The organism is Pseudomonas sp. KH_021, assembly GCF_057838865.1.
Genome location: NZ_CM174477.1, coordinates 5,973,302 through 5,991,223, shown reverse-complemented (window position 1 = coordinate 5,991,223; position 17,922 = coordinate 5,973,302). Strand labels below are relative to the sequence as shown.

18 protein-coding genes are annotated in these 17,922 nt (G+C 60.4%); 8 read left to right on the top strand and 10 right to left on the bottom strand.

Annotated elements, in window-relative coordinates; all coding sequences use genetic code 11:
• Window positions 1–4: 4 nt before the first annotated feature.
• The 3 genes from hisA to AC3IX4_RS27545 all read left to right on the top strand — a co-directional run bounded on the left by hisA (window position 5) and on the right by AC3IX4_RS27545 (window position 2,440).
• Window positions 5–742, top strand: a complete 738-nt coding sequence (gene hisA, locus AC3IX4_RS27555) for a 1-(5-phosphoribosyl)-5-[(5-phosphoribosylamino)methylideneamino]imidazole-4-carboxamide isomerase (RefSeq protein ID WP_489258455.1) — start codon at window positions 5–7, stop codon at window positions 740–742.
• A 10-nt stretch (window positions 743–752) separates the two neighbouring features.
• Window positions 753–1,523: an imidazole glycerol phosphate synthase subunit HisF gene (hisF, locus tag AC3IX4_RS27550; protein WP_489258454.1), complete on the top strand. Its 771-nt coding sequence runs from the start codon at window positions 753–755 to the stop codon at window positions 1,521–1,523.
• Between the two features lie 173 nt (window positions 1,524–1,696).
• On the top strand, window positions 1,697–2,440 hold the full coding sequence (locus tag AC3IX4_RS27545; RefSeq protein ID WP_489258453.1) for a substrate-binding periplasmic protein: 744 nt from the start codon (window positions 1,697–1,699) through the stop codon (window positions 2,438–2,440).
• A 3-nt stretch (window positions 2,441–2,443) separates the two neighbouring features.
• Here the strand turns inward: AC3IX4_RS27545 and AC3IX4_RS27540 are convergent, their stop codons facing one another.
• From AC3IX4_RS27540 to gpmI, 4 genes are all read right to left on the bottom strand, one after another.
• On the bottom strand, window positions 2,444–3,202 hold the full coding sequence (locus AC3IX4_RS27540; RefSeq protein WP_489258452.1) for a divergent polysaccharide deacetylase family protein: 759 nt from the start codon (window positions 3,200–3,202) through the stop codon (window positions 2,444–2,446).
• A 3-nt stretch (window positions 3,203–3,205) separates the two neighbouring features.
• A complete protein-coding gene (locus tag AC3IX4_RS27535; RefSeq protein WP_489258451.1) occupies window positions 3,206–4,546 on the bottom strand; it encodes a S41 family peptidase in 1,341 nt (446 codons plus the stop codon).
• 94 nt (window positions 4,547–4,640) lie between these two features.
• A complete protein-coding gene (locus AC3IX4_RS27530) occupies window positions 4,641–5,957 on the bottom strand; it encodes a murein hydrolase activator EnvC family protein (RefSeq protein WP_489258450.1) in 1,317 nt (438 codons plus the stop codon).
• A gap of 143 nt (window positions 5,958–6,100) precedes the next feature.
• Window positions 6,101–7,636: a 2,3-bisphosphoglycerate-independent phosphoglycerate mutase gene (gpmI, locus tag AC3IX4_RS27525; protein ID WP_489258449.1), complete on the bottom strand. Its 1,536-nt coding sequence runs from the start codon at window positions 7,634–7,636 to the stop codon at window positions 6,101–6,103.
• Window positions 7,637–7,842: 206 nt separating this feature from the next.
• Between gpmI and AC3IX4_RS27520 the strand changes: the two genes are divergently transcribed.
• The 3 genes from AC3IX4_RS27520 to secB are packed head-to-tail and all read left to right on the top strand — an operon-like array spanning window position 7,843 to window position 9,037.
• Entirely contained in the window at window positions 7,843–8,256 is a 414-nt protein-coding gene (locus AC3IX4_RS27520; RefSeq protein WP_489258448.1) for a rhodanese-like domain-containing protein, read from the top strand.
• Between the two features lies 1 nt (window position 8,257).
• Window positions 8,258–8,512, top strand: a complete 255-nt coding sequence (gene grxC / locus AC3IX4_RS27515) for a glutaredoxin 3 (protein ID WP_489258447.1) — start codon at window positions 8,258–8,260, stop codon at window positions 8,510–8,512.
• Window positions 8,513–8,554: 42 nt separating this feature from the next.
• On the top strand, window positions 8,555–9,037 hold the full coding sequence (secB, locus tag AC3IX4_RS27510) for a protein-export chaperone SecB (RefSeq protein ID WP_489258446.1): 483 nt from the start codon (window positions 8,555–8,557) through the stop codon (window positions 9,035–9,037).
• A 132-nt stretch (window positions 9,038–9,169) separates the two neighbouring features.
• Here secB and trmL read toward each other — a convergent pair whose 3' ends face one another.
• The gene (trmL, locus tag AC3IX4_RS27505) at window positions 9,170–9,625 is read right to left on the bottom strand and encodes a tRNA (uridine(34)/cytosine(34)/5-carboxymethylaminomethyluridine(34)-2'-O)-methyltransferase TrmL (RefSeq protein WP_489258445.1); all 456 of its coding nucleotides are present in this window, start codon (window positions 9,623–9,625) and stop codon (window positions 9,170–9,172) included.
• Between trmL and AC3IX4_RS27500 the strand changes: the two genes are divergently transcribed.
• Entirely contained in the window at window positions 9,624–10,064 is a 441-nt protein-coding gene (locus AC3IX4_RS27500) for a hypothetical protein (protein ID WP_489258444.1), read from the top strand. The genes trmL and AC3IX4_RS27500 overlap by 2 nt on opposite strands.
• A 264-nt stretch (window positions 10,065–10,328) precedes the next feature.
• Here AC3IX4_RS27500 and ntrC read toward each other — a convergent pair whose 3' ends face one another.
• The 5 genes from ntrC to glnA all read right to left on the bottom strand — a co-directional run bounded on the left by ntrC (window position 10,329) and on the right by glnA (window position 16,099).
• Window positions 10,329–11,765, bottom strand: a complete 1,437-nt coding sequence (gene ntrC / locus AC3IX4_RS27495; protein ID WP_489258443.1) for a nitrogen regulation protein NR(I) — start codon at window positions 11,763–11,765, stop codon at window positions 10,329–10,331.
• Window positions 11,762–12,847 (bottom strand): nitrogen regulation protein NR(II), encoded by a 1,086-nt coding sequence (gene glnL / locus AC3IX4_RS27490; protein ID WP_489258442.1) that lies wholly within the window; start codon window positions 12,845–12,847, stop codon window positions 11,762–11,764. Before glnL ends, ntrC begins: the two co-directional genes overlap by 4 nt.
• Window positions 12,848–13,108: 261 nt before the next feature.
• On the bottom strand, window positions 13,109–13,720 hold the full coding sequence (locus AC3IX4_RS27485) for a DUF4124 domain-containing protein (protein WP_489258441.1): 612 nt from the start codon (window positions 13,718–13,720) through the stop codon (window positions 13,109–13,111).
• On the bottom strand, window positions 13,717–14,238 hold the full coding sequence (locus AC3IX4_RS27480) for a DUF4124 domain-containing protein (protein WP_489258440.1): 522 nt from the start codon (window positions 14,236–14,238) through the stop codon (window positions 13,717–13,719). Before AC3IX4_RS27480 ends, AC3IX4_RS27485 begins: the two co-directional genes overlap by 4 nt.
• 454 nt (window positions 14,239–14,692) lie before the next feature.
• Entirely contained in the window at window positions 14,693–16,099 is a 1,407-nt protein-coding gene (gene glnA / locus AC3IX4_RS27475) for a type I glutamate--ammonia ligase (protein WP_489258439.1), read from the bottom strand.
• A 329-nt stretch (window positions 16,100–16,428) separates the two neighbouring features.
• Between glnA and thiI the strand changes: the two genes are divergently transcribed.
• Entirely contained in the window at window positions 16,429–17,883 is a 1,455-nt protein-coding gene (gene thiI, locus AC3IX4_RS27470; protein ID WP_489258438.1) for a tRNA uracil 4-sulfurtransferase ThiI, read from the top strand.
• The last annotated feature ends 39 nt before the right edge of the window (window positions 17,884–17,922 follow it).

Below are 17,922 nucleotides of genomic sequence, written 5' to 3'. Positions count from 1 at the left end.
CCAGATGCTGATTATTCCCGCTATCGATCTTAAAGACGGTGCCTGCGTACGTCTGCGCCAAGGCCGCATGGAAGATTCCACCGTGTTCTCCGACGACCCGGTGAGCATGGCCGCCAAATGGGTGGAAGGGGGCTGCCGTCGCCTGCATCTGGTCGACCTGAACGGCGCTTTCGAAGGCCAGCCGGTCAACGGCGAAGTGGTCACAGCCATCGCCAAGCGCTACCCCCAGCTGCCGATCCAGATCGGCGGCGGTATCCGCTCGCTGGAAACCATCGAGCACTACATCAAGGCTGGCGTGAGCTACGTGATCATCGGCACCAAGGCCGTTAAAGAGCCTGAGTTCGTCGCCGAAGCCTGCCGCGCTTTCCCGGGCAAGGTCATCGTGGGCCTGGACGCCAAAGACGGTTTCGTCGCTACCGACGGCTGGGCTGAAGTGAGCACGGTGCAGGTGATCGACCTGGCCAAGCGTTTCGAAGCCGACGGCGTGTCTGCCATCGTCTACACCGACATCGCCAAAGACGGCATGATGCAGGGCTGCAACGTACCTTTCACCGCTGCCCTGGCCGCTGCCACCAAGATCCCGGTCATCGCGTCGGGCGGTATCCACAACCTGGGTGACATCAAGGCCCTGCTGGACGCCAAGGCGCCAGGCATCATCGGCGCGATCACAGGCCGGGCGATCTACGAAGGCACCCTGGACGTCGCCGAGGCGCAAGCCTTCTGCGATACCTACAAAGGCTGAGGAGCACGTCATGGCACTGGCCAAACGCATCATCCCCTGCCTGGACGTGGACAACGGCCGGGTGGTCAAGGGCGTCAAGTTCGAGAACATCCGTGATGCGGGCGATCCGGTCGAGATCGCCCGTCGTTACGATGAACAGGGCGCCGACGAGATTACCTTTCTCGACATCACCGCCAGCGTCGATGGCCGTGACACCACCCTGCACACCGTCGAACGCATGGCCAGCCAGGTGTTTATCCCGCTGACCGTGGGCGGTGGCGTGCGCACCGTGCAAGACATCCGCAACCTGCTCAATGCCGGTGCCGACAAGGTGTCGATCAACACCGCTGCGGTGTTCAACCCGGAGTTTGTTGGCGAAGCCGCTGAGCATTTCGGCTCCCAGTGCATCGTGGTTGCCATCGACGCCAAGAAAGTCTCGCAGCCGGGCGAAACCCCGCGCTGGGAAATCTTCACCCACGGCGGCCGCAAGCCGACCGGGCTGGACGCCGTGGAGTGGGCCAAGAAGATGGAAGGCCTGGGCGCTGGCGAAATCCTGCTGACCAGCATGGACCAGGACGGCATGAAAAACGGCTTCGACCTGGGCGTGACGCGTGCGATCAGCGATGCCCTGGGTATCCCGGTGATCGCCTCGGGTGGTGTTGGCAACCTGCAGCACCTGGCTGACGGGATTATCGAAGGCCACGCCAGTGCGGTACTGGCCGCGAGTATTTTCCACTTTGGCGAATACACCGTGCCTGAAGCCAAGGCCTATATGGCCCACCGCGGGATCGTGGTGCGCTGATCGCATAACTTGTACTTGTACTTGTAGGAGCAGACCTTGGTCGCGATGATATCGACGCGGATATCCAGACATACCGCGGCGAGGCCATCGCGACCGAGGTCGGCTCCTACAAGGGTTGCGTGTTGGCTGCAATGGGGTAATGTTTCCTACAGCCATGGACTGCGGGGCCTCACATGCTCAAGCGACTGTTGTTCGCCATTCTCTCTATTCATTCTTTAGCGTTTTCCAGCCTTTCCCAGGCCGACCCCATCGTGCTGCTGACGGAAAACTTCCCTCCCTACAATATGGCCAGCAACGGCAAGAACTTCGCCCAGGATGAAAACATCAAGGGAATCGCCGCCGATGTGGTGCGCGAGATGTTCAAGCGTGCGGATGTGCCCTACAGCCTGACGCTTCGCTTTCCTTGGGAACGCATCTACCAGACGACCTTGAAAACCCCAGGCTACGGCGTGTTTGTGATCGCCCGCTTGCCCGAGCGCGAGCCGCTGTTCAAATGGGTCGGGCCGATTGGGCCGGACGACTGGGTGCTGCTTGGCCGTGCCGACAGTCGTTTCAATATCAAAAGCCTGGAACAGGCCCGTGGCTACAAGATCGGCGCCTATAAAGGCGATGCCATTGCCCTGTATCTGGGCAAGCATAAGATGAACCCGGTGGTGGTCCTGCGGGACCAGGAAAACGCCAGGAAGCTGATCGACAAGGACATCGACCTCTGGGCCACCGGAGACCCAGCCGGTCGGTATCTGGCCCGCCAGGAGGGGATCGGTGGGCTCAAGACGGTTCTGCGTTTTCATGGCGCCGAGCTGTTTCTGGCCTTGAACAAGCAGACCCCGGATGAGGTGGTCAATAAGCTGCAGGCGGCCCTCGACGACATGCGCCGCGAAGGCTTCGTCGAAGAAACCATGGCGCGTTATCTCTGAACCTTAGCGGTAGACGCCGTTCTTGCCGTGCCCGGTCATGGCGCGGTTACTGCGCTCGGCAATCATCTGGTGGATGTCGATCCATTCGATACCCTGGGCCTTGAGGCGCGGCAGTTCGCGCTCCAGCACGTCCAGTGTCTGGGGGTAAGGATGGCCGATCAGCACGGCTGAACCCTGTGTGCGTGCCAACCGGATGCCTTTTTGCAGTTGCTCGGCAATGGCTTCGGGCGTGCGTACATCATCAAGGAATACATCCCGTGACAGGCTGGCCAATCCGATGCGCTGGGCGCTGGCAGCGGCCACCGTGGCGGCGCTGGTGCGGCTGTCGACGAAAAACAAACGGCGGCGCTGCAACTCTTCCATCAGCCAGGCCATGGCGGCGGGTTGCGACGTCATTCGGCTGCCCATGTGGTTGTTGATGCCGCGGGCTGTGGGCACCTTGGCCAGGGCGGCGTGCAGGCGGCTTTGGAGTTCGCTCAAGGGCAGTTCCGGGTGCCAGGCGTAAGGGCCGGTGGCCGGGTCCATGGGCATGTGCAGGATCACCGTTTTGCCAGCCTTGTGGGCTTCGTGGGCCAGTTCGGTGGCGTGCGGGGTGTCGGGCATGATGGCCAGGGTGACGGGGCCGGGCAGGTTCAGCACGCGGCGATCCCGGGGCAGGTTCTGCCCCAGGTCGTCGATGATCAGTGTCAGGTAGGCCGGTGCTGCCTGGGCGGCACCGCATAACAGCAACAGCCAGGCACCCAGCCAGGCGCGTACACGCATCGGTCAGTTTCCGCGGGTGATGCTCAGGCCTTTGAGCAGGCTCAGCGCCTGGCTTAGCTGGAAGTCGTCATCCTGTGGGCGATCCTTGTTGCCGGATTTGCTGACGGTTGGGCCTTTGCCGGATGGCGATGGGCGATCGGCGCCACCATTGCCGTTGCCCAAATGGCCGAGCAAGTCGGCTTCCTTGAAGTTCTCGCTGTCTTGCTCACTGGTCAGTTTGCCGCGACGCACTTCGATGTCCGGGATAATGCCCTGGGCCTGGATCGAGCGGCCGTCGGGTGTGTAGTACAGCGCCGTGGTGAGCTTGAGCGCACGGTCGTTGTTCAGCGGCAGTACGGTTTGCACCGAGCCCTTGCCAAAACTGTCGGTACCCATCAATACGCCGCGCTTCTGGTCTTGCAGGGCGCCGGCGACGATCTCTGAAGCCGAGGCGCTGCCTCCGTTGATCAGCACCACCAGCGGTACGCCTTCGCTGGCGTCGGCCGGGTCTGCGGAGAAGCGCAGCTCGGAGTTGGCGATCCGGCCCTTGGTGTAGACGATCAGGCCCTTGGTCAGGAAGTGGTCGGCCACTTCCACCGCCGACTGCAGGACGCCGCCCGGGTTGTTGCGCAGGTCCAGGATCAGGCCTTTCATTTTCTTGCCGTTGTCTTTGCGCAGCGTGGCCAGGGCCTTGCCGACTTCTTCGCCAGTCTTGACCTGGAACTGGGTGATACGAATATAGCCGTAGCCCGGCTCGACCATTTGCGCCTTGACACTCTTGACCTGAATCACCGCCCGCGCCAGGGTCACGTCAAACGGCGTACCGCCGTCGCGCACCAGGGTCAGGGTGATTTTCTGGCCGACCTTGCCGCGCATTTTGTCGACGGCCTCGGTCATGGTCTGGCCACGGGTCGGCTGGCCGTTGATCTTGACGATCAGGTCGCCCGCCTCGATGCCGGCCTTGCTGGCTGGCGTGTCGTCGATGGGCGAGACCACCTTGACAAAGCCATCTTCCATACCGACTTCGATGCCCAGCCCACCGAATTCGCCGCTGGTGCTTTCCTGCAGCTCCTGGAAATCTTCCGGGCCCAGGTAGGCCGAATGCGGGTCGAGGTTGCTGAGCATGCCCTTGATGGCGTTTTCCAGCAGGGTTTTGTCATCGACAGGTTCGACATAGGCAGCCTTGATCCGGTCCATGACCTCGGCAAAGGTTCGCAGCTCGTCGAGCGGCAGCGGTGCCTTGGCATTGGCGGGCGTGGCGGCGACGGTAGCCGGGTGCGCAGGCTCCGCTGCCTGGGCGAGCGGCGCGCCAACGACCACGGCGATTGCCAGGGCCAGCGAAGTGAGGCGGGACAAATGCAGCATGTCGAACGAACTCCTAATCCTGAATTGCGCCTTTCGGTGCATCGACGGGCCTGGCAATGCTCGGCTTGCGTCGTAGATGTTGTCGGTCGCGCCTCTATCCTTGGGCGCGGCACCATTGTGCAGGGTCGCTGGGACGCCCTTGCTGGCGAATCGCAAAATACAACGCTGGGGTGTCTTGCCCACCGCTGGAGCCGACGGTCGAGATGGCTTCACCGGCCTTGACGATGTCACCGGCGTCCTTGAGCAGGGTCTGATTGTGGCCGTACAGGCTCAAATATCCGTTGCCATGGTCGAGGATGACGAGAAGTCCGGCGCCGCGCAACCAGTCGGCAAACACCACGCGACCGCCGTGTACGGCGTGGACCTGGCTACCGGCACTGGCGCTGATCATCACGCCATCCCATTTGGTCCGAGAATCGGCACCGCGGGTTTCACCGAAACGCGCCAGCAGGCGCCCATCGACCGGCCACGGCAGCTGGCCACGGGCCGCGGTGAAGGCGCCGCCAAAGGTTGCGCCGCCACTTGAGACCAGCGCGCCGGGGGAAGGTTTAGGTCGGCTGGGAGGGGCGTCGTCGCGGGCATAGGCCTCGGCTTTGGCTTTGGCTTTGGCCGCAGCCTCGGCTTCGCGCTGGCGTTTTTCGGCCTCTTGCTGGGCGAGCAGCGCTTTCTGGCGCGCTTCTTCGGCTTCGCGGGCCTGGCGGGCGAGGGTTTCCTCGATGGTCTTGAGCACCTTGGCCAGGTCGGCCTGGTCCTGCTCGCGGGCGGCCAGTTTCTGGTCGCGTTCATTGGCGTCGGCGTTGAGCTTGGCGAGCACCTGCTCGCGCTCGGCCTTGACCTGTTCAAGCTCGTGACGCTGGCTGTCGAGGGCGCCTTGCTGGGCCAAGAGCTGTGCTTGCTGCAGGGTGCTTTCGTTTTCGATGTTGGCCAGCTGGCGCAGGGTTTCATTGAAGCTGCGAAGCTGCTCAAGACGGGCCTGGCTCAGGTAGTCGTAATAACTGAGGGTGCGGGCGAATTTTTCCGGGTTCTGCTGGTTAAGCAGCAGCTTGAGGTATTCCTGGTCGCCGCTTTGATAGGCGGCGCGGGCCTGGATGGCGATCAGTCGCTGCTGCTCAGTGCGGGCGCTCTGGAGTTTTTTTTTCTCCTCATTGAGACGCTGCAGCTCGCTTTCAGTCTTTTTTAGTTCGTTTTGCAGGGCCTCCACCTGCTTTTCCAGCTTGCCCATCTCGGTTTCTGTACCGCGCAGGTCTTTCTGCACGCCGGATTTTTCTTCCTGCAACTTGCCGAGCAGTTTTTTCAGCTCGGCGATGTCCTGGCGCGTGGCGTCCAGTTGTTGCTGGGTTTGTGCGCGCTCATCGGCAAACGCCGGATGGAGCAGGCAGGTCAGGGCTAGGGCGATCAGGGCGCGGAGCATGGGGGCGGGCGATACCAGGGTAATAAAGGGTAGACGTATCATCACCCTAGTATGCCCGCCACGCGATGCAAAAAAAACGCCCCACAACCGTTGGCTGTGAGGCGTTTGTCTAAAAATCGGCCGAACGGGCGATTTTTCCGGTATCAGCCTTCGACGAGGATCGAAGTGCCGGTCATTTCGGCAGGCTTCTCCAGGCCCAACAGCTGGAGCATGGTCGGCGCCACGTCAGCCAACACACCGCCTTCGCGCACTTTCAGCGGGCGCTTGCCAACATAGATGAACGGTACCGGTTCGGTGGTGTGGGCGGTGTGCGCCTGGCCGGTGCACGCGTCTTCCATCTGCTCGACGTTGCCGTGGTCGGCGGTGATCAGGGCTTCGCCGCCAACCTTGGCCAGCGCCTCGACGATACGGCCGACGCAAGTGTCCAGGCATTCAACCGCCTTGACGGCAGCGTCGAACACGCCGCTGTGGCCGACCATGTCGCCGTTGGCGTAGTTGACCATGATCACGTCGTAGCGCTGGTGCTCAATGGCATCGACGATGTTGTCGGTGACTTCGGGGGCGCTCATTTCTGGCTGCAGGTCGTAAGTGGCGACTTGCGGCGACGGGATCAGGATGCGCTCTTCGCCTTCGAACGGTTCTTCACGACCACCGGAGAAGAAGAAGGTTACGTGGGCGTATTTTTCGGTTTCAGCAATGCGCAGTTGGGTCTTGCCGTTTTTTGCCAGGTACTCGCCCAGCACGTTGTTCAGGCTGCCGGGTGCAAAGGCCGCGGGGGCCGGGATCTTGGCCGAGTACTGGGTCAGGCCGATGAAGGCGGCCAGTTTTGGTTGGCGGGCGCGTTCGAAGTCGCTGAAGTTGTCTTCGACGAACACGCGGGTCAGTTCACGGGCGCGGTCGGCGCGGAAGTTCATGAAGATGACGGCATCGCCATCTTCGACTTTTACCGGCTCGCCGATGCGCGTGGCTTTGACAAACTCATCGCTTTCATCGCGTGCATAGGCGGCTTCCAGGCCTTGCTGCGCGGTGTCGGCGCTGAATTCGGCAACGCTATCGACAATCAGGTTGTAGGCGGTGGAGACACGGTCCCAGCGATTATCGCGGTCCATGGCGAAGTAACGGCCGATAATGCTGGCGATGCGGCCCTTGCCCAGGCGGGCGAAGGCGTCGTCCAGCAGCTTGATCGACGATTCGGCGCTACGTGGTGGCGTGTCGCGGCCATCGAGGAAGGCGTGCAGGTAGATCTTGTTGGCACCACGTTGGGCAGCCAGTTCGGCCATGGCGACCAGATGGTCCTGGTGGCTGTGTACGCCACCGTCGGACAGCAGGCCCATGATGTGCACGGCCTTGTCAGCAGCCACAGCCTTATCGACCGCTGCACACAGGGTGGGGTTCTCGAAGAACTCGCCGTCGCGGATGGCCTTGGTGACCCGGGTGAAGTCCTGGTACACGACCCGGCCTGCGCCCAGGTTCATATGGCCGACTTCCGAGTTGCCCATCTGGCCGTCCGGCAGGCCTACGTCCATACCCGAACCCGAGATCAGGCCATTGGCGCAAGTCTGCTTCAACTTATCCAGGTTCGGCTTGGTGGCCGAGTAGATGGCGTTGTATTCGTGGCTTTCGCTGTGCCCGAAACCATCCAGGATGATCAGGACCAAAGGTTTTGGCGTGGCAGTCATAGATCCCACTCGTGCGTGCAGAGGAAAAAAGAAGCGCATTTTAGGGCATTCTGGCCCCGAATGACGAATAAGGTTTATTCGCCGTTACCGCGCAAAGTGACCCGTACCGTGTTTGACGGTTCCGATGGGGCGACAGCCGGGCGGGCTTTGGCCGACCTTGGGGGCTGTGTATACTGGCCGACATTTTAATGCCCTGGAACTTCCTGATGGTTGCTGATCTGATTAAATTCGCCACAAATCACTATCTGCTCGTCGGCATTCTCGTCGTATTGCTGGTGCTGCTGATCATCTTGGAGCTCCGTCGCGGTGGCAAAAGCCTCAGCACTCGCGAACTGACCTCGCTGGTCAACAGCGAGCAAGGCCTGGTGATCGACATCCGCAACACCAAGGAATACGCCGCAGGCCACATCGTGGGCGCGCTGAACATTCCTCAGGACAAACTGGTTGCCCGTATCGGCGAGCTGGAAAAGCACAAGGCCAAGACCCTGATCGTGGTCGACAACATGGGCCAGCACGCCGGCACCAGCTGCCGCGAGCTGCTCAAGGCCGGCTTCAACGCCGCCAAGCTGTCCGGTGGTGTTTCCAGCTGGCGCGCCGACAACCTGCCGCTGGTGAAGTGATATGGCTGACGTGGTTGTCTACTCCAGCGACTATTGCCCCTATTGCATCCAAGCCAAGCAGTTGCTGGGCAGCAAGGGCGTTGCCTTCGAAGAGATCAAGGTCGATGGCAAGCCCCAGGTTCGCGCTCAAATGAGTCAGAAGGCTGGCCGTACCTCCGTGCCGCAAATCTGGATCGGTAGCACCCACGTCGGTGGCTGCGACGATCTGTTTGCGTTGGAGCGTGCCGGCAAGCTCGACGCTTTGCTCAAGGCTTGATTACCCAAACCCTACAAGACCTCCACTCAAGAAGGATCTGTCATGACTGACCAACAGAACAACGGCTCGGCCGACGAAAACACGCCGCAATTCTCTCTGCAGCGTATCTACGTGCGTGACCTGTCCTTCGAAGCGCCAAAAAGCCCGGCGATCTTCCGTCAGAGCTGGGAGCCGCAAGTTGGCCTGGACCTGAACACCCGCCAAAAGGCGCTGGAAGATGGTTTCTATGAAGTCGTGCTGACCCTGTCGGTCACCGTCAAGAACGCCGACGAAGTCGCCTTTATCGCTGAAGTCCAGCAAGCCGGTATCTTCCTGATCAAGAACCTCGATGCGCAGTCGATGAGCCACACCCTGGGCGCGTTCTGCCCGAACATTCTGTTCCCTTATGCGCGTGAAGCGCTGGACAGCCTGGTAACTCGTGGTTCGTTCCCGGCACTGATGCTGGCGCCGGTCAACTTCGACGCCCTGTACGCCCAGGAACTGGCGCGCCTGCAAGAGGCGGGCGAAGCGCCTTCGCTGCAGTGATCTGATTCGGCGGCGTCTAAATTCGCGGTGGTCCGGCATCCCGGCAAAGCCCGCTCCCACATTTCACGCTCCACATTGGGGTGCTTTTGTGGGAGCGGGCTTGCCGGTATGCCGGACCACCGCGAATAGGTTTCAGGCAAACCCGTTCTGACGCCAGGCCTCGTACACGGCCACTGCCACGGTATTGGACAGGTTCAAGCTGCGGCACCCTTCGCGCATGGGCAGGCGCAGGCGCTGCTCGGGCGTCAGCGGGTCGAGCACTTCCGGCGGCAAGCCACGGCTCTCGGGGCCGAACACAAACGCATCCCCCGGTTTGAACGCCACGTCGTGGAAGGGCTTGGAGCCCTTGGTGGTAAACGCAAACACCCTGGGCTGGCCCAGGCTCTCCAGACAGCTGGCAAGGTCTTTGTGGCGCACCAGAGTGGCATACTCATGGTAATCGAGCCCGGCCCGACGCAAGCGCTTGTCGTCCAGTTCAAAACCGATCGGCTCGATCAAATGCAGGTGGCAGCCGCTGTTGGCGCACAGCCTGATAATGTTGCCGGTATTCGGCGGAATTTCTGGTTGAAAAAGGATGACGTGAAACATGCACGGCTCCGAACAAAAGGACGGGGAGCATTCTACCCCTGAAGCCGACCCGCGTTCTCAACTCTGGCCACGCGTGATGTTTTCCTTGGCCATTGTCGGCGTCATGGTTGGCTTGATGATTGGCCGCCTGACCCCCCCTGAACCCCGCGAACTCGAACAAATCGAAGTGATTCCGGCTGGCCTGGTGCTGTGGTTCAACGAAGAGCCGCAGCTGCACGGCGAGCATGTGGATGGCACGGTGGCGCTGTTGTTCCAGGCCGAAGGCAAGCCGCAGCGCGGTCGTTTGCAGGTGCAAGGAAGGGATGTGATCTGGCGGGTTCAGAATAGCAAAGAGGGGTTGCTGGTGAATCTGGTGGCGGCCCGTCCGTTGCGTGGCCAGTGGAGCAGCGAGGCGGTGGACGGGCGCTGGAGGCTGCAGATCAGCCTCCGTGAGCAATAAAAGAGGGGAATCCCCGGCCTGCCTGTACCAAGGCCCCCAAAACTGGTTGTGTAATGACTAATGCATGGTACGTGCCAGGTTTGGTTTTATCGCCTGAAGGCCAAGCTTTTAGGGGTTTTAAGCGCTTTTGGCATCAGCAATGTGCTTTATGGCGGTGCATGGGGCTGGCATCGTGCGCCCTGTAGGAGCAGAGCTTGCTCGCGATGAAATCGCCGCGGTCTAACGTCGTAACCGTGGTGATACCATCGCGGCCGAGGCCGGCTCCTACCCCTCGTCGCTGTCCTCATCGTCCGCGCCATCAACCTTCATCCCCAGCTCCTTGATCTTGCGCGTCAAGGTGTTGCGGCCCCAGCCCAGCAGCACGGCGGCGTCGCGGCGGCGGCCGGCGGTGTGCTTGAGGGCGGTTTCGATCATGATCCGCTCGAAGCTTGGCACGGCGCTGTCGAGTAGGCTCGATTGGCCACGCGACAAGGCCTGGTCGGCCCACTGGCGTAGGGCCTGTTCCCAGTTGGTGACGGGCGCTGCATCTTGCGGCAGGTTCAGCAGCTCTGGAGGCAGGTCGCCAATGTGCACCTCTCGTCCGGACGCCATCACTGTGATCCAGCGGCAGGTGTTCTCCAACTGGCGCACGTTGCCGTTCCACGGCAGGTTCTTGAGGTATTCCTCGGTCTCGGCCTTGAGTAGCTTGGGCTCTACGGCCAATTCCTGTGCCGCACGGGCGAGGAAGTGCTTGGCCAGGGTCGGGATGTCTTCGCGACGGTCCGACAGGCGTGGAATATGAATGCGGATCACGTTCAGGCGGTGGAACAAGTCTTCCCGGAACTTGCCGGCATGCACCAGGGTTTCCAGGTTCTGGTGGGTGGCCGCGATGATCCGCACGTCGACCTTGACCGGCGTGTGCCCGCCCACTCGATAGAACTCGCCGTCAGCCAATACCCGCAGCAGACGGGTCTGGGTGTCGGCCGGCATGTCGCCGATTTCGTCCAGGAACAGGGTGCCGCCGTCCGCCTGTTCGAAGCGACCGCGGCGCAGGTTGGCTGCGCCGGTGAAGGCGCCTTTTTCGTGGCCGAACAGTTCCGATTCCATCAGGTCCTTGGGAATCGCTGCCATGTTCAAGGCGATGAAAGGGGACGCTGCTCGTGGGCTGTGGCGGTGCAGGGCGTGGGCCACCAGTTCTTTGCCGGTACCCGACTCGCCATTGATCAATACCGTAATGTTGGAATGGCTCAAGCGGCCGATAGCGCGAAACACCTCCTGCATCGCCGGTGCTTCACCGATGATTTCCGGGGTGCGAGTCAGCGCCTGGGGCACGTCGATGCCTTGTTGTTCCTGGGCGTGCTGGTTGGCGCGTTTGACCAGTGCTACCGCCTCGTCCACATCGAAAGGCTTGGGCAGGTATTCAAAGGCACCGCCCTGGTACGACGCCACGGCGCTGTCCAGGTCCGAATGGGCGGTCATGATGATGACCGGCAGGCGTGGGTGCTGCTCGCGAATCCGCGCCAGCAGCTCCAGGCCGCTGGCACCGGGCATGCGGATATCGGAAATGATCACGTCCGGCTGCTGGCGCGCCAGGCGGCTCATCACGCCATCGGCACTGTCGAAGCTCTGGGTGGTCATGCCTTCCTGTTGCAAGGCTTTTTCAAGAACCCAACGGATGGAACGGTCGTCATCGACGATCCAGACAGTTTCACTACGGCTCATGACGAAGCGGCTCCTTGTTCCAGCGGCAGAAAGATCGAGAAGACTGTGTGGCCAGGATGGCTCTCACACTCGATCAGGCCCTGGTGCTGGCTGATGATGTTCTGGGTAATGGCCAGGCCTAGCCCCGTACCATCCGGGCGACCACTGACCATAGGGTAGAAGATGGTTTCCTGCAGTTCAGCCGGGATACCGGGGCCGTTATCGATGATTTCGATCTTGGCCACCAGTCGATGGCGAATGTGGCCAATGGTGAACTGGCGCATGGCACGGGTGCGCAGGCTGATACGGCCCAGGCGCAATTCATTCTGGCCGCTGATGGCTTGCATGGCATTGCGCACGATATTGAGCACGGCCTGGATCATCTGCTCGCGGTCGATCAGCAGGTCCGGGATGCTCGGGTCGTAGTCGCGTACCAGCGTGATGCCGCCCTGGGTTTCGGCCTCGACCAGGCTGCATACCCGCTCCAGCACTTCGTGGGCGTTGGTCATGGCCAGGGAAGGCAGTTTGTTCGAGCCGAGCATGCGATCGACCAGGTTACGCAGGCGGTCGGCCTCTTCGATGATGACGTTGGTGTAGTCCTTGAGGCTTTCTTCTGGCAGTTCGCGGGCCAGCAATTGCGCCGCGCCACGAATGCCGCCCAGCGGGTTCTTGATTTCGTGAGCCAGGCCACGCACCAGCATCTTGGTGGTTTCCTGCTTGGACAGCTGCGCCTCTTCCTTGGTGATCCGTAGCAGACGGTCACGCGGGTGGACTTCCAGTAGCAGCAGGGTCTGGCCTTTGCTCAATATTGGCGTGACCGCGTAATCCACCGTCAGGGTCTGGCCGGTCAGGGCGGTGAGCATGGCTTCACGCTTGGTGAACGGATGGGCTTGCTCGACCGCCTGGCGCAACGAGTTGAGGGCTTCGGCCGATTCGGTAAACAGCTCGCTGATGAATTGGCCATGGCTACGTTGGCCGCTGATGGCCAGGAGCATCTCGGCCGCCGGGTTCATGTACTCAAGGCGCAGTTCGGCATCGAGTAGGATGGTGGCGGTGGTGAGGTTGTCGAGTAACAGTCGGTGCAGTGCATCACTGATGGTCATTAGCTGTCGTTGACCTCTTTTGGCACATGGCCGCCCTGGTGAGTCCCAGAGGTCGGCGCGCTGGTAATCTGCGGATACGAAGAAAATGCAAAAACCAAACCAAGGCTCCGAAAAGAAGCGCGATTAGCCATTTTCCGCGCTTTTACGGGCCGATTCGACGCCTACTGTTCAAGGCAATCGCGAAAATTGACCCAAAATGGGTTTTATGGGGACTGCTTTGTTACCTGACGCACCAATATAGAGCGATGTGAGCAGTTGTGGTCAGAAGAAAGGCAAAATGCTGCTTTTCTCCTCAGCTGGCTTGTCCTTGAGCGGGCATTCGGGGCGTACGCCGTAGTCGTCTTTCTGGCAGGGGCGAGCCTTGCGCTTTTGCGCGAGGCTGGTGCGCTGCAGGTGGAAAACCACGGTAGGCGTGGTCTCCAGCACCCGGTGCTGCTCATCGAGGATCTGTGCCACCAGCTTGTGGCTGCCGCGATCAACGTTTTTCAGCGTGAACGAGGGGATGCTCGATAATGGTGCGAGCGGTTGGCCGTCCATCAAAAGGCGATAGGCGTGACCGCCCATCAACGGCGGATCGCTGGCCAGCGTTACCAGCACATCACCGCTGAGCTCGCGCAAGGTGGCATCGTTTGTGGGAGCGAGCAGCTGTAGGCTTTGATAGCGAGCAAGGGGTTTGGGAGAGGGCTTGCTGGGTGTCGAAAGTGGGAGTGGGGCCGCGATACTATTGCTCGGTGGTAAGGCCAAGGGCCTGGAGTCATAGATGCGCGGGCTGTCAGTAAATACCGTATTGCCGTTGGCATCCTTATAGGAATAGATATCGGCCGCCTCGGCTTGGCTGGCCATCAGTGCGCAATACAATAAAAGTCGCTTCATTGGCCTAGATGCACCCGTTGCAAGGTGAATTTGAACGGCTCGCTCTGCTGGATCACTTCGCCATTGTTGAGTACTTGCACGGCCAGGTAATGATCACCCCGGTCGATATTGACCAGTTGCAGGCGCGGGACGTTGCTCGGTTGGCCGTAGGGCTTGCCGTCGAGCACCAGCCTGAGCAAATGGCCGGGCACCAGCCGTGGTTCGATGTGCACGGTCACGGTAAAGGTGCCGTTGTTGGCGCGCAGGGCTTCATCGGTGGGCAGGCCGGTCAGTTCCAGTACCTGATAGGTGCTTTGCGCAGATATAGGCGGGGTGGCTGGCGTGGGCAGGGGCGGCTGGGTGGGTGGCTGCTTCTCGACGCTGTTGAGTGGCAGCAGCTTGACGGTCTCGGCGGGGCGCCCATCTGGCGGCGGCATATTGCTGTAGGTGGTGTTGCCGTTGGCGTCGATGTACTTGTAGACCTCTGCGCTGGCGGGCAGGGCGACCAGCAACAGCAGGCCGATCAGGGGCAGGCGCATGGAGGGTCCTTGAGTCGCAAAGGCTGAGCGTGTTGGCAGCATAGAACATTGGGTGTTCATTGGGGCCCTGTAGGAGCAAGGCTTGCCTGCGATGAACGCGCCGCGGTTTGCCTGATGCACCGCGGTGTGGCCATCGCAGCATAGGTATCTACACAACTCTGGGGCAGCGCGGCTCTTGTAGCCGCTGCCGAGGTACGAGGCTGCGATCGGCGGCGAAGCCGTCGTAAATTCAGGCCCTTCGGTGTGCCTGATGGATTATGGTCTCAGGTTTTACGGCCGCTTCGCTGCCGATCGCAGCCTCGTACCTCGTCAGCGGCTACATTCGTAGCAGTACGCCAAAAGATGTGTAGATACCTATGGCCATCGCAGCCAAGGCTGGCTCCTACCGGGCAAAAAAAAAAGACCTCCCGAAGGAGGCCTTTTTAGTCACGCCGCTTGCGCGAGCGCTACTGGATTAGCAGCTGTAGTACAGCTCGTATTCCAGTGGGTGTACGAAGGTGCGGACCTTGATTTCTTCTTCGCTTTTCAGCGCGATGTAGGCATCGATGAAGTCGTCGGAGAACACGCCGCCTTTGGTCAGGAACGCACGGCCCTTGTCCAGCTCTTCCAGGGCTTCTTTGAGGCTACCGCAAACTTGTGGGATCTCTTTGGCCTCTTCAGGCGGCAGGTCATACAGGTTTTTGTCGGCAGCGTCGCCTGGGTGGATCTTGTTCTGGATACCGTCCAGACCGGCCATCAGCAGTGCTGCGAAGGCCAGGTACGGGTTGGCAGCCGGATCCGGGAAGCGTGCTTCGATACGGCGAGCCTTAGGGCTGGAAACGTAAGGAATACGGATCGAAGCGGAGCGGTTGCGAGCCGAGTAGGCCAGCATCACTGGTGCTTCGAAGCCTGGAACCAGACGCTTGTAGGAGTTGGTCGCAGGGTTGGTGAAGCCGTTCAGGGCCTTACCGTGCTTGATGATACCGCCAATGAAGTACAGGGCGGTGTCGGACAGGCCGGCATAACCTTCGCCAGCGAAGGTGTTCTTGCCATCTTTCCAGATGGACATGTGAACGTGCATACCCGAGCCGTTGTCGCCGTACAGAGGCTTAGGCATGAAGGTAGCGGTACGGCCGTAGGCGTCGGCAACGTTGTGCACGACGTACTTCAAGGCCATGACTTCGTCAGCTTTCTTCACCAGGGTGTTGAACTTGACGCCGATTTCGTTCTGGCCGGCAGTCGCCACTTCGTGGTGGTGAACTTCGACGATTTGGCCCATTTCTTCCAGTGCGTTGCACATGGCAGTACGGATTTCGTGGTCGTGGTCGAACGGCGGAACTGGGAAGTAACCCCCTTTGACGCCTGGACGGTGGCCTTTGTTGCCGCCTTCTACGTCCTGGTCAGACATCCACGAGCCTTGCTCGGAGAAGATCTTGAACATGGAGCCGGAGATGTCGGACTTGAATTTCACTTCGTCGAAGATGAAGAATTCTGGCTCTGGGCCTGCGAACACGGTGTCGCCGATGCCGGTACCTTTGAGGTGCTCTTCGGCGCGCTTGGCGATCGCACGTGGGTCGCGATCGTAGCCTTGCATGCTAGAAGGCTCGACGATGTCGCAGACCAGGATCAGGGTCGGCTCTTCGGTGAACGGATCGAGAACGGCGGAATCGTCAACCGGCATCAGGATCATGTCGGAAGCTTCGATGCCTTTCCAGCCAGCGATGGAGGAACCGTCGAACATTTTGCCGACTTCAAAGAAGTCGTCATCCAGCGCGTCACGGGCTGGCATGGTGACGTGGTGCTGGATGCCTTTGGTGTCAGTGAAGCGCAGATCAATCCATTTAACGTCATGATCTTTGATGAGTTGAACCGACTTCGACATAGTGTCCTCCGGGTGGGGTAGAGCTTGCCTTTGCAGCCCTTGAATTTGGGTGATGCCGGGCGTGGATAGTCCGCCAAGGCAACCTGCCTCACAAGGGAGCAATTTGCATGCCAGTGCCCTGTATTGGTTTTTTCGCCCCAAACTCAAGCGTTTCACGGTTTATTCAGTAGAAAATCGGAAAATTCCGCACCTTAATGATGCGAATCAAGTGCTTAGTGATCCGTTTTGGTGCGCTTCGGGGTGGCTGTGCGATAATTGGTTAAAACCTGAGCAATTTCCGCTATAATCCCGCCCCCTCTTTTTTGACTGGCACCTCGCGCGCAGTTTTCATGAAACTAATCATTAAGGTTTTTCCAGAGATCACCATCAAGAGCCGGCCGGTGCGCATGCGCTTTATCCGTCAGCTCGCCAAAAATATCCGTGTCGTTGTCAAAGACCTGGACCCTAAGGTGGTGGTCGACGGCGTGTGGGACAACCTCGAGCTTGTGACCCGCATCGAAGACCCGAAGATTTTGCGCGAGATGTTCGAGCGCCTGAGCTGCACCCCGGGCATCACCCACTTCCTGCAAGTGGAGGAGTACCCGCTGGGCGACTTTGACGACATCGTTGCCAAGTGCAAGGCCCATTTTGGCCCGCAGCTGGCCGGTAAAGTCTTTGCCGTCAAGTGCAAGCGCGGCGGCAAGCACAGCTTCAGCTCCATGGACGTCGACCGTTACGTGGGCAGCCAGCTGCGCCAGCAATGCGGCGCCGCCGGTATCGACCTGCGTAACCCCGAAGTCGTGGTGCGCCTGGAAATTCGCGACCAACGGTTGTTCGTCATCCACAGCCAGCACCAGGGCATCGGCGGGTATCCGCTGGGTGCGCTGGAGCAGACGCTGGTGTTGATGTCCGGTGGTTTCGACTCCACCGTGGCCGCCTATCAGATGATGCGCCGCGGCCTGATGACCCACTTCTGTTTCTTTAACCTGGGTGGCCGTGCCCACGAATTGGGCGTGATGGAAGTCGCGCACTTCTTGTGGAAGAAATACGGCAGCTCCCACCGCGTGCTGTTTATCAGCGTACCGTTCGAGGAAGTCGTCGGAGAAATTCTCGGCAAGGTCGATAACCGCTATATGGGCGTGGCATTGAAGCGTATGATGTTGCGCGCCGCCACGCACATGGCCGATCGTCTGCAAATTGATGCACTGGTCACCGGTGAAGCGATCTCGCAAGTGTCGAGCCAGACGCTGCCGAACCTTTCGATCATCGATTCGGCCACCGAGAAGCTGGTACTGCGCCCATTGCTGGCCAGCCACAAGCAGGACATCATTGACCTCGCTAACCAGATCGGTACCGCCGAGTTTGCCAAGCACATGCCGGAATATTGCGGCGTGATCTCGGTAAACCCGACCACATGCGCCAAGCGTCACCGCATGGAGCATGAAGAAAAGCAGTTCGACATGGCGGTGCTGGAACGCGCTATCGAGCGAGCGCGCCTGGTGTCCATCGACGAAGTAATCGACGAGCTGGGCCAGGATATCCAGATCGAAGAAGTCAGCGAAGCGCTGGCCGGGCAAGTGGTGATCGACATTCGTCACCCCGATGCCCAGGAAGACCAGCCGTTGCAGCTTGAAGGCATCGAAGTCCAAGTGATGCCTTTCTATGCCCTGAACAGTCGCTTCAAGGAGCTGGATAACACACGCCAGTACCTGCTGTATTGCGACCGGGGTGTCATGAGCCGCCTGCACGCTCATCACCTGCTCAGCGAGGGACATGCCAATGTGCGCGTTTATCGTCCGACATAAAGTCCCAGGGCTGAATGGCGGAAGTATCCGCCATCGCCC

Bases quoted from the DNA above. Each gene is read 5' to 3' on its own strand.
- thiI (WP_489258438.1), top strand. From the start codon at position 16,429: ATGAAACTAATCATTAAGGTTTTTCCAGAGATCACCATCAAGAGCCGG.
- secB (WP_489258446.1), top strand. From the start codon at position 8,555: ATGACTGACCAACAGAACAACGGCTCGGCCGACGAAAACACGCCGCAA.
- gpmI (WP_489258449.1), bottom strand. From the start codon at position 7,636: ATGACTGCCACGCCAAAACCTTTGGTCCTGATCATCCTGGATGGTTTC.
- grxC (WP_489258447.1), top strand. From the start codon at position 8,258: ATGGCTGACGTGGTTGTCTACTCCAGCGACTATTGCCCCTATTGCATC.
- AC3IX4_RS27530 (WP_489258450.1), bottom strand. From the start codon at position 5,957: ATGCTCCGCGCCCTGATCGCCCTAGCCCTGACCTGCCTGCTCCATCCG.
- ntrC (WP_489258443.1), bottom strand. From the start codon at position 11,765: ATGAGCCGTAGTGAAACTGTCTGGATCGTCGATGACGACCGTTCCATC.
- glnL (WP_489258442.1), bottom strand. From the start codon at position 12,847: ATGACCATCAGTGATGCACTGCACCGACTGTTACTCGACAACCTCACC.
- AC3IX4_RS27520 (WP_489258448.1), top strand. From the start codon at position 7,843: ATGGTTGCTGATCTGATTAAATTCGCCACAAATCACTATCTGCTCGTC.
- hisF (WP_489258454.1), top strand. From the start codon at position 753: ATGGCACTGGCCAAACGCATCATCCCCTGCCTGGACGTGGACAACGGC.
- hisA (WP_489258455.1), top strand. From the start codon at position 5: ATGCTGATTATTCCCGCTATCGATCTTAAAGACGGTGCCTGCGTACGT.
- trmL (WP_489258445.1), bottom strand. From the start codon at position 9,625: ATGTTTCACGTCATCCTTTTTCAACCAGAAATTCCGCCGAATACCGGC.
- AC3IX4_RS27500 (WP_489258444.1), top strand. From the start codon at position 9,624: ATGCACGGCTCCGAACAAAAGGACGGGGAGCATTCTACCCCTGAAGCC.
- AC3IX4_RS27480 (WP_489258440.1), bottom strand. From the start codon at position 14,238: ATGCGCCTGCCCCTGATCGGCCTGCTGTTGCTGGTCGCCCTGCCCGCC.
- glnA (WP_489258439.1), bottom strand. From the start codon at position 16,099: ATGTCGAAGTCGGTTCAACTCATCAAAGATCATGACGTTAAATGGATT.
- AC3IX4_RS27535 (WP_489258451.1), bottom strand. From the start codon at position 4,546: ATGCTGCATTTGTCCCGCCTCACTTCGCTGGCCCTGGCAATCGCCGTG.
- AC3IX4_RS27485 (WP_489258441.1), bottom strand. From the start codon at position 13,720: ATGAAGCGACTTTTATTGTATTGCGCACTGATGGCCAGCCAAGCCGAG.
- AC3IX4_RS27540 (WP_489258452.1), bottom strand. From the start codon at position 3,202: ATGCGTGTACGCGCCTGGCTGGGTGCCTGGCTGTTGCTGTTATGCGGT.
- AC3IX4_RS27545 (WP_489258453.1), top strand. From the start codon at position 1,697: ATGCTCAAGCGACTGTTGTTCGCCATTCTCTCTATTCATTCTTTAGCG.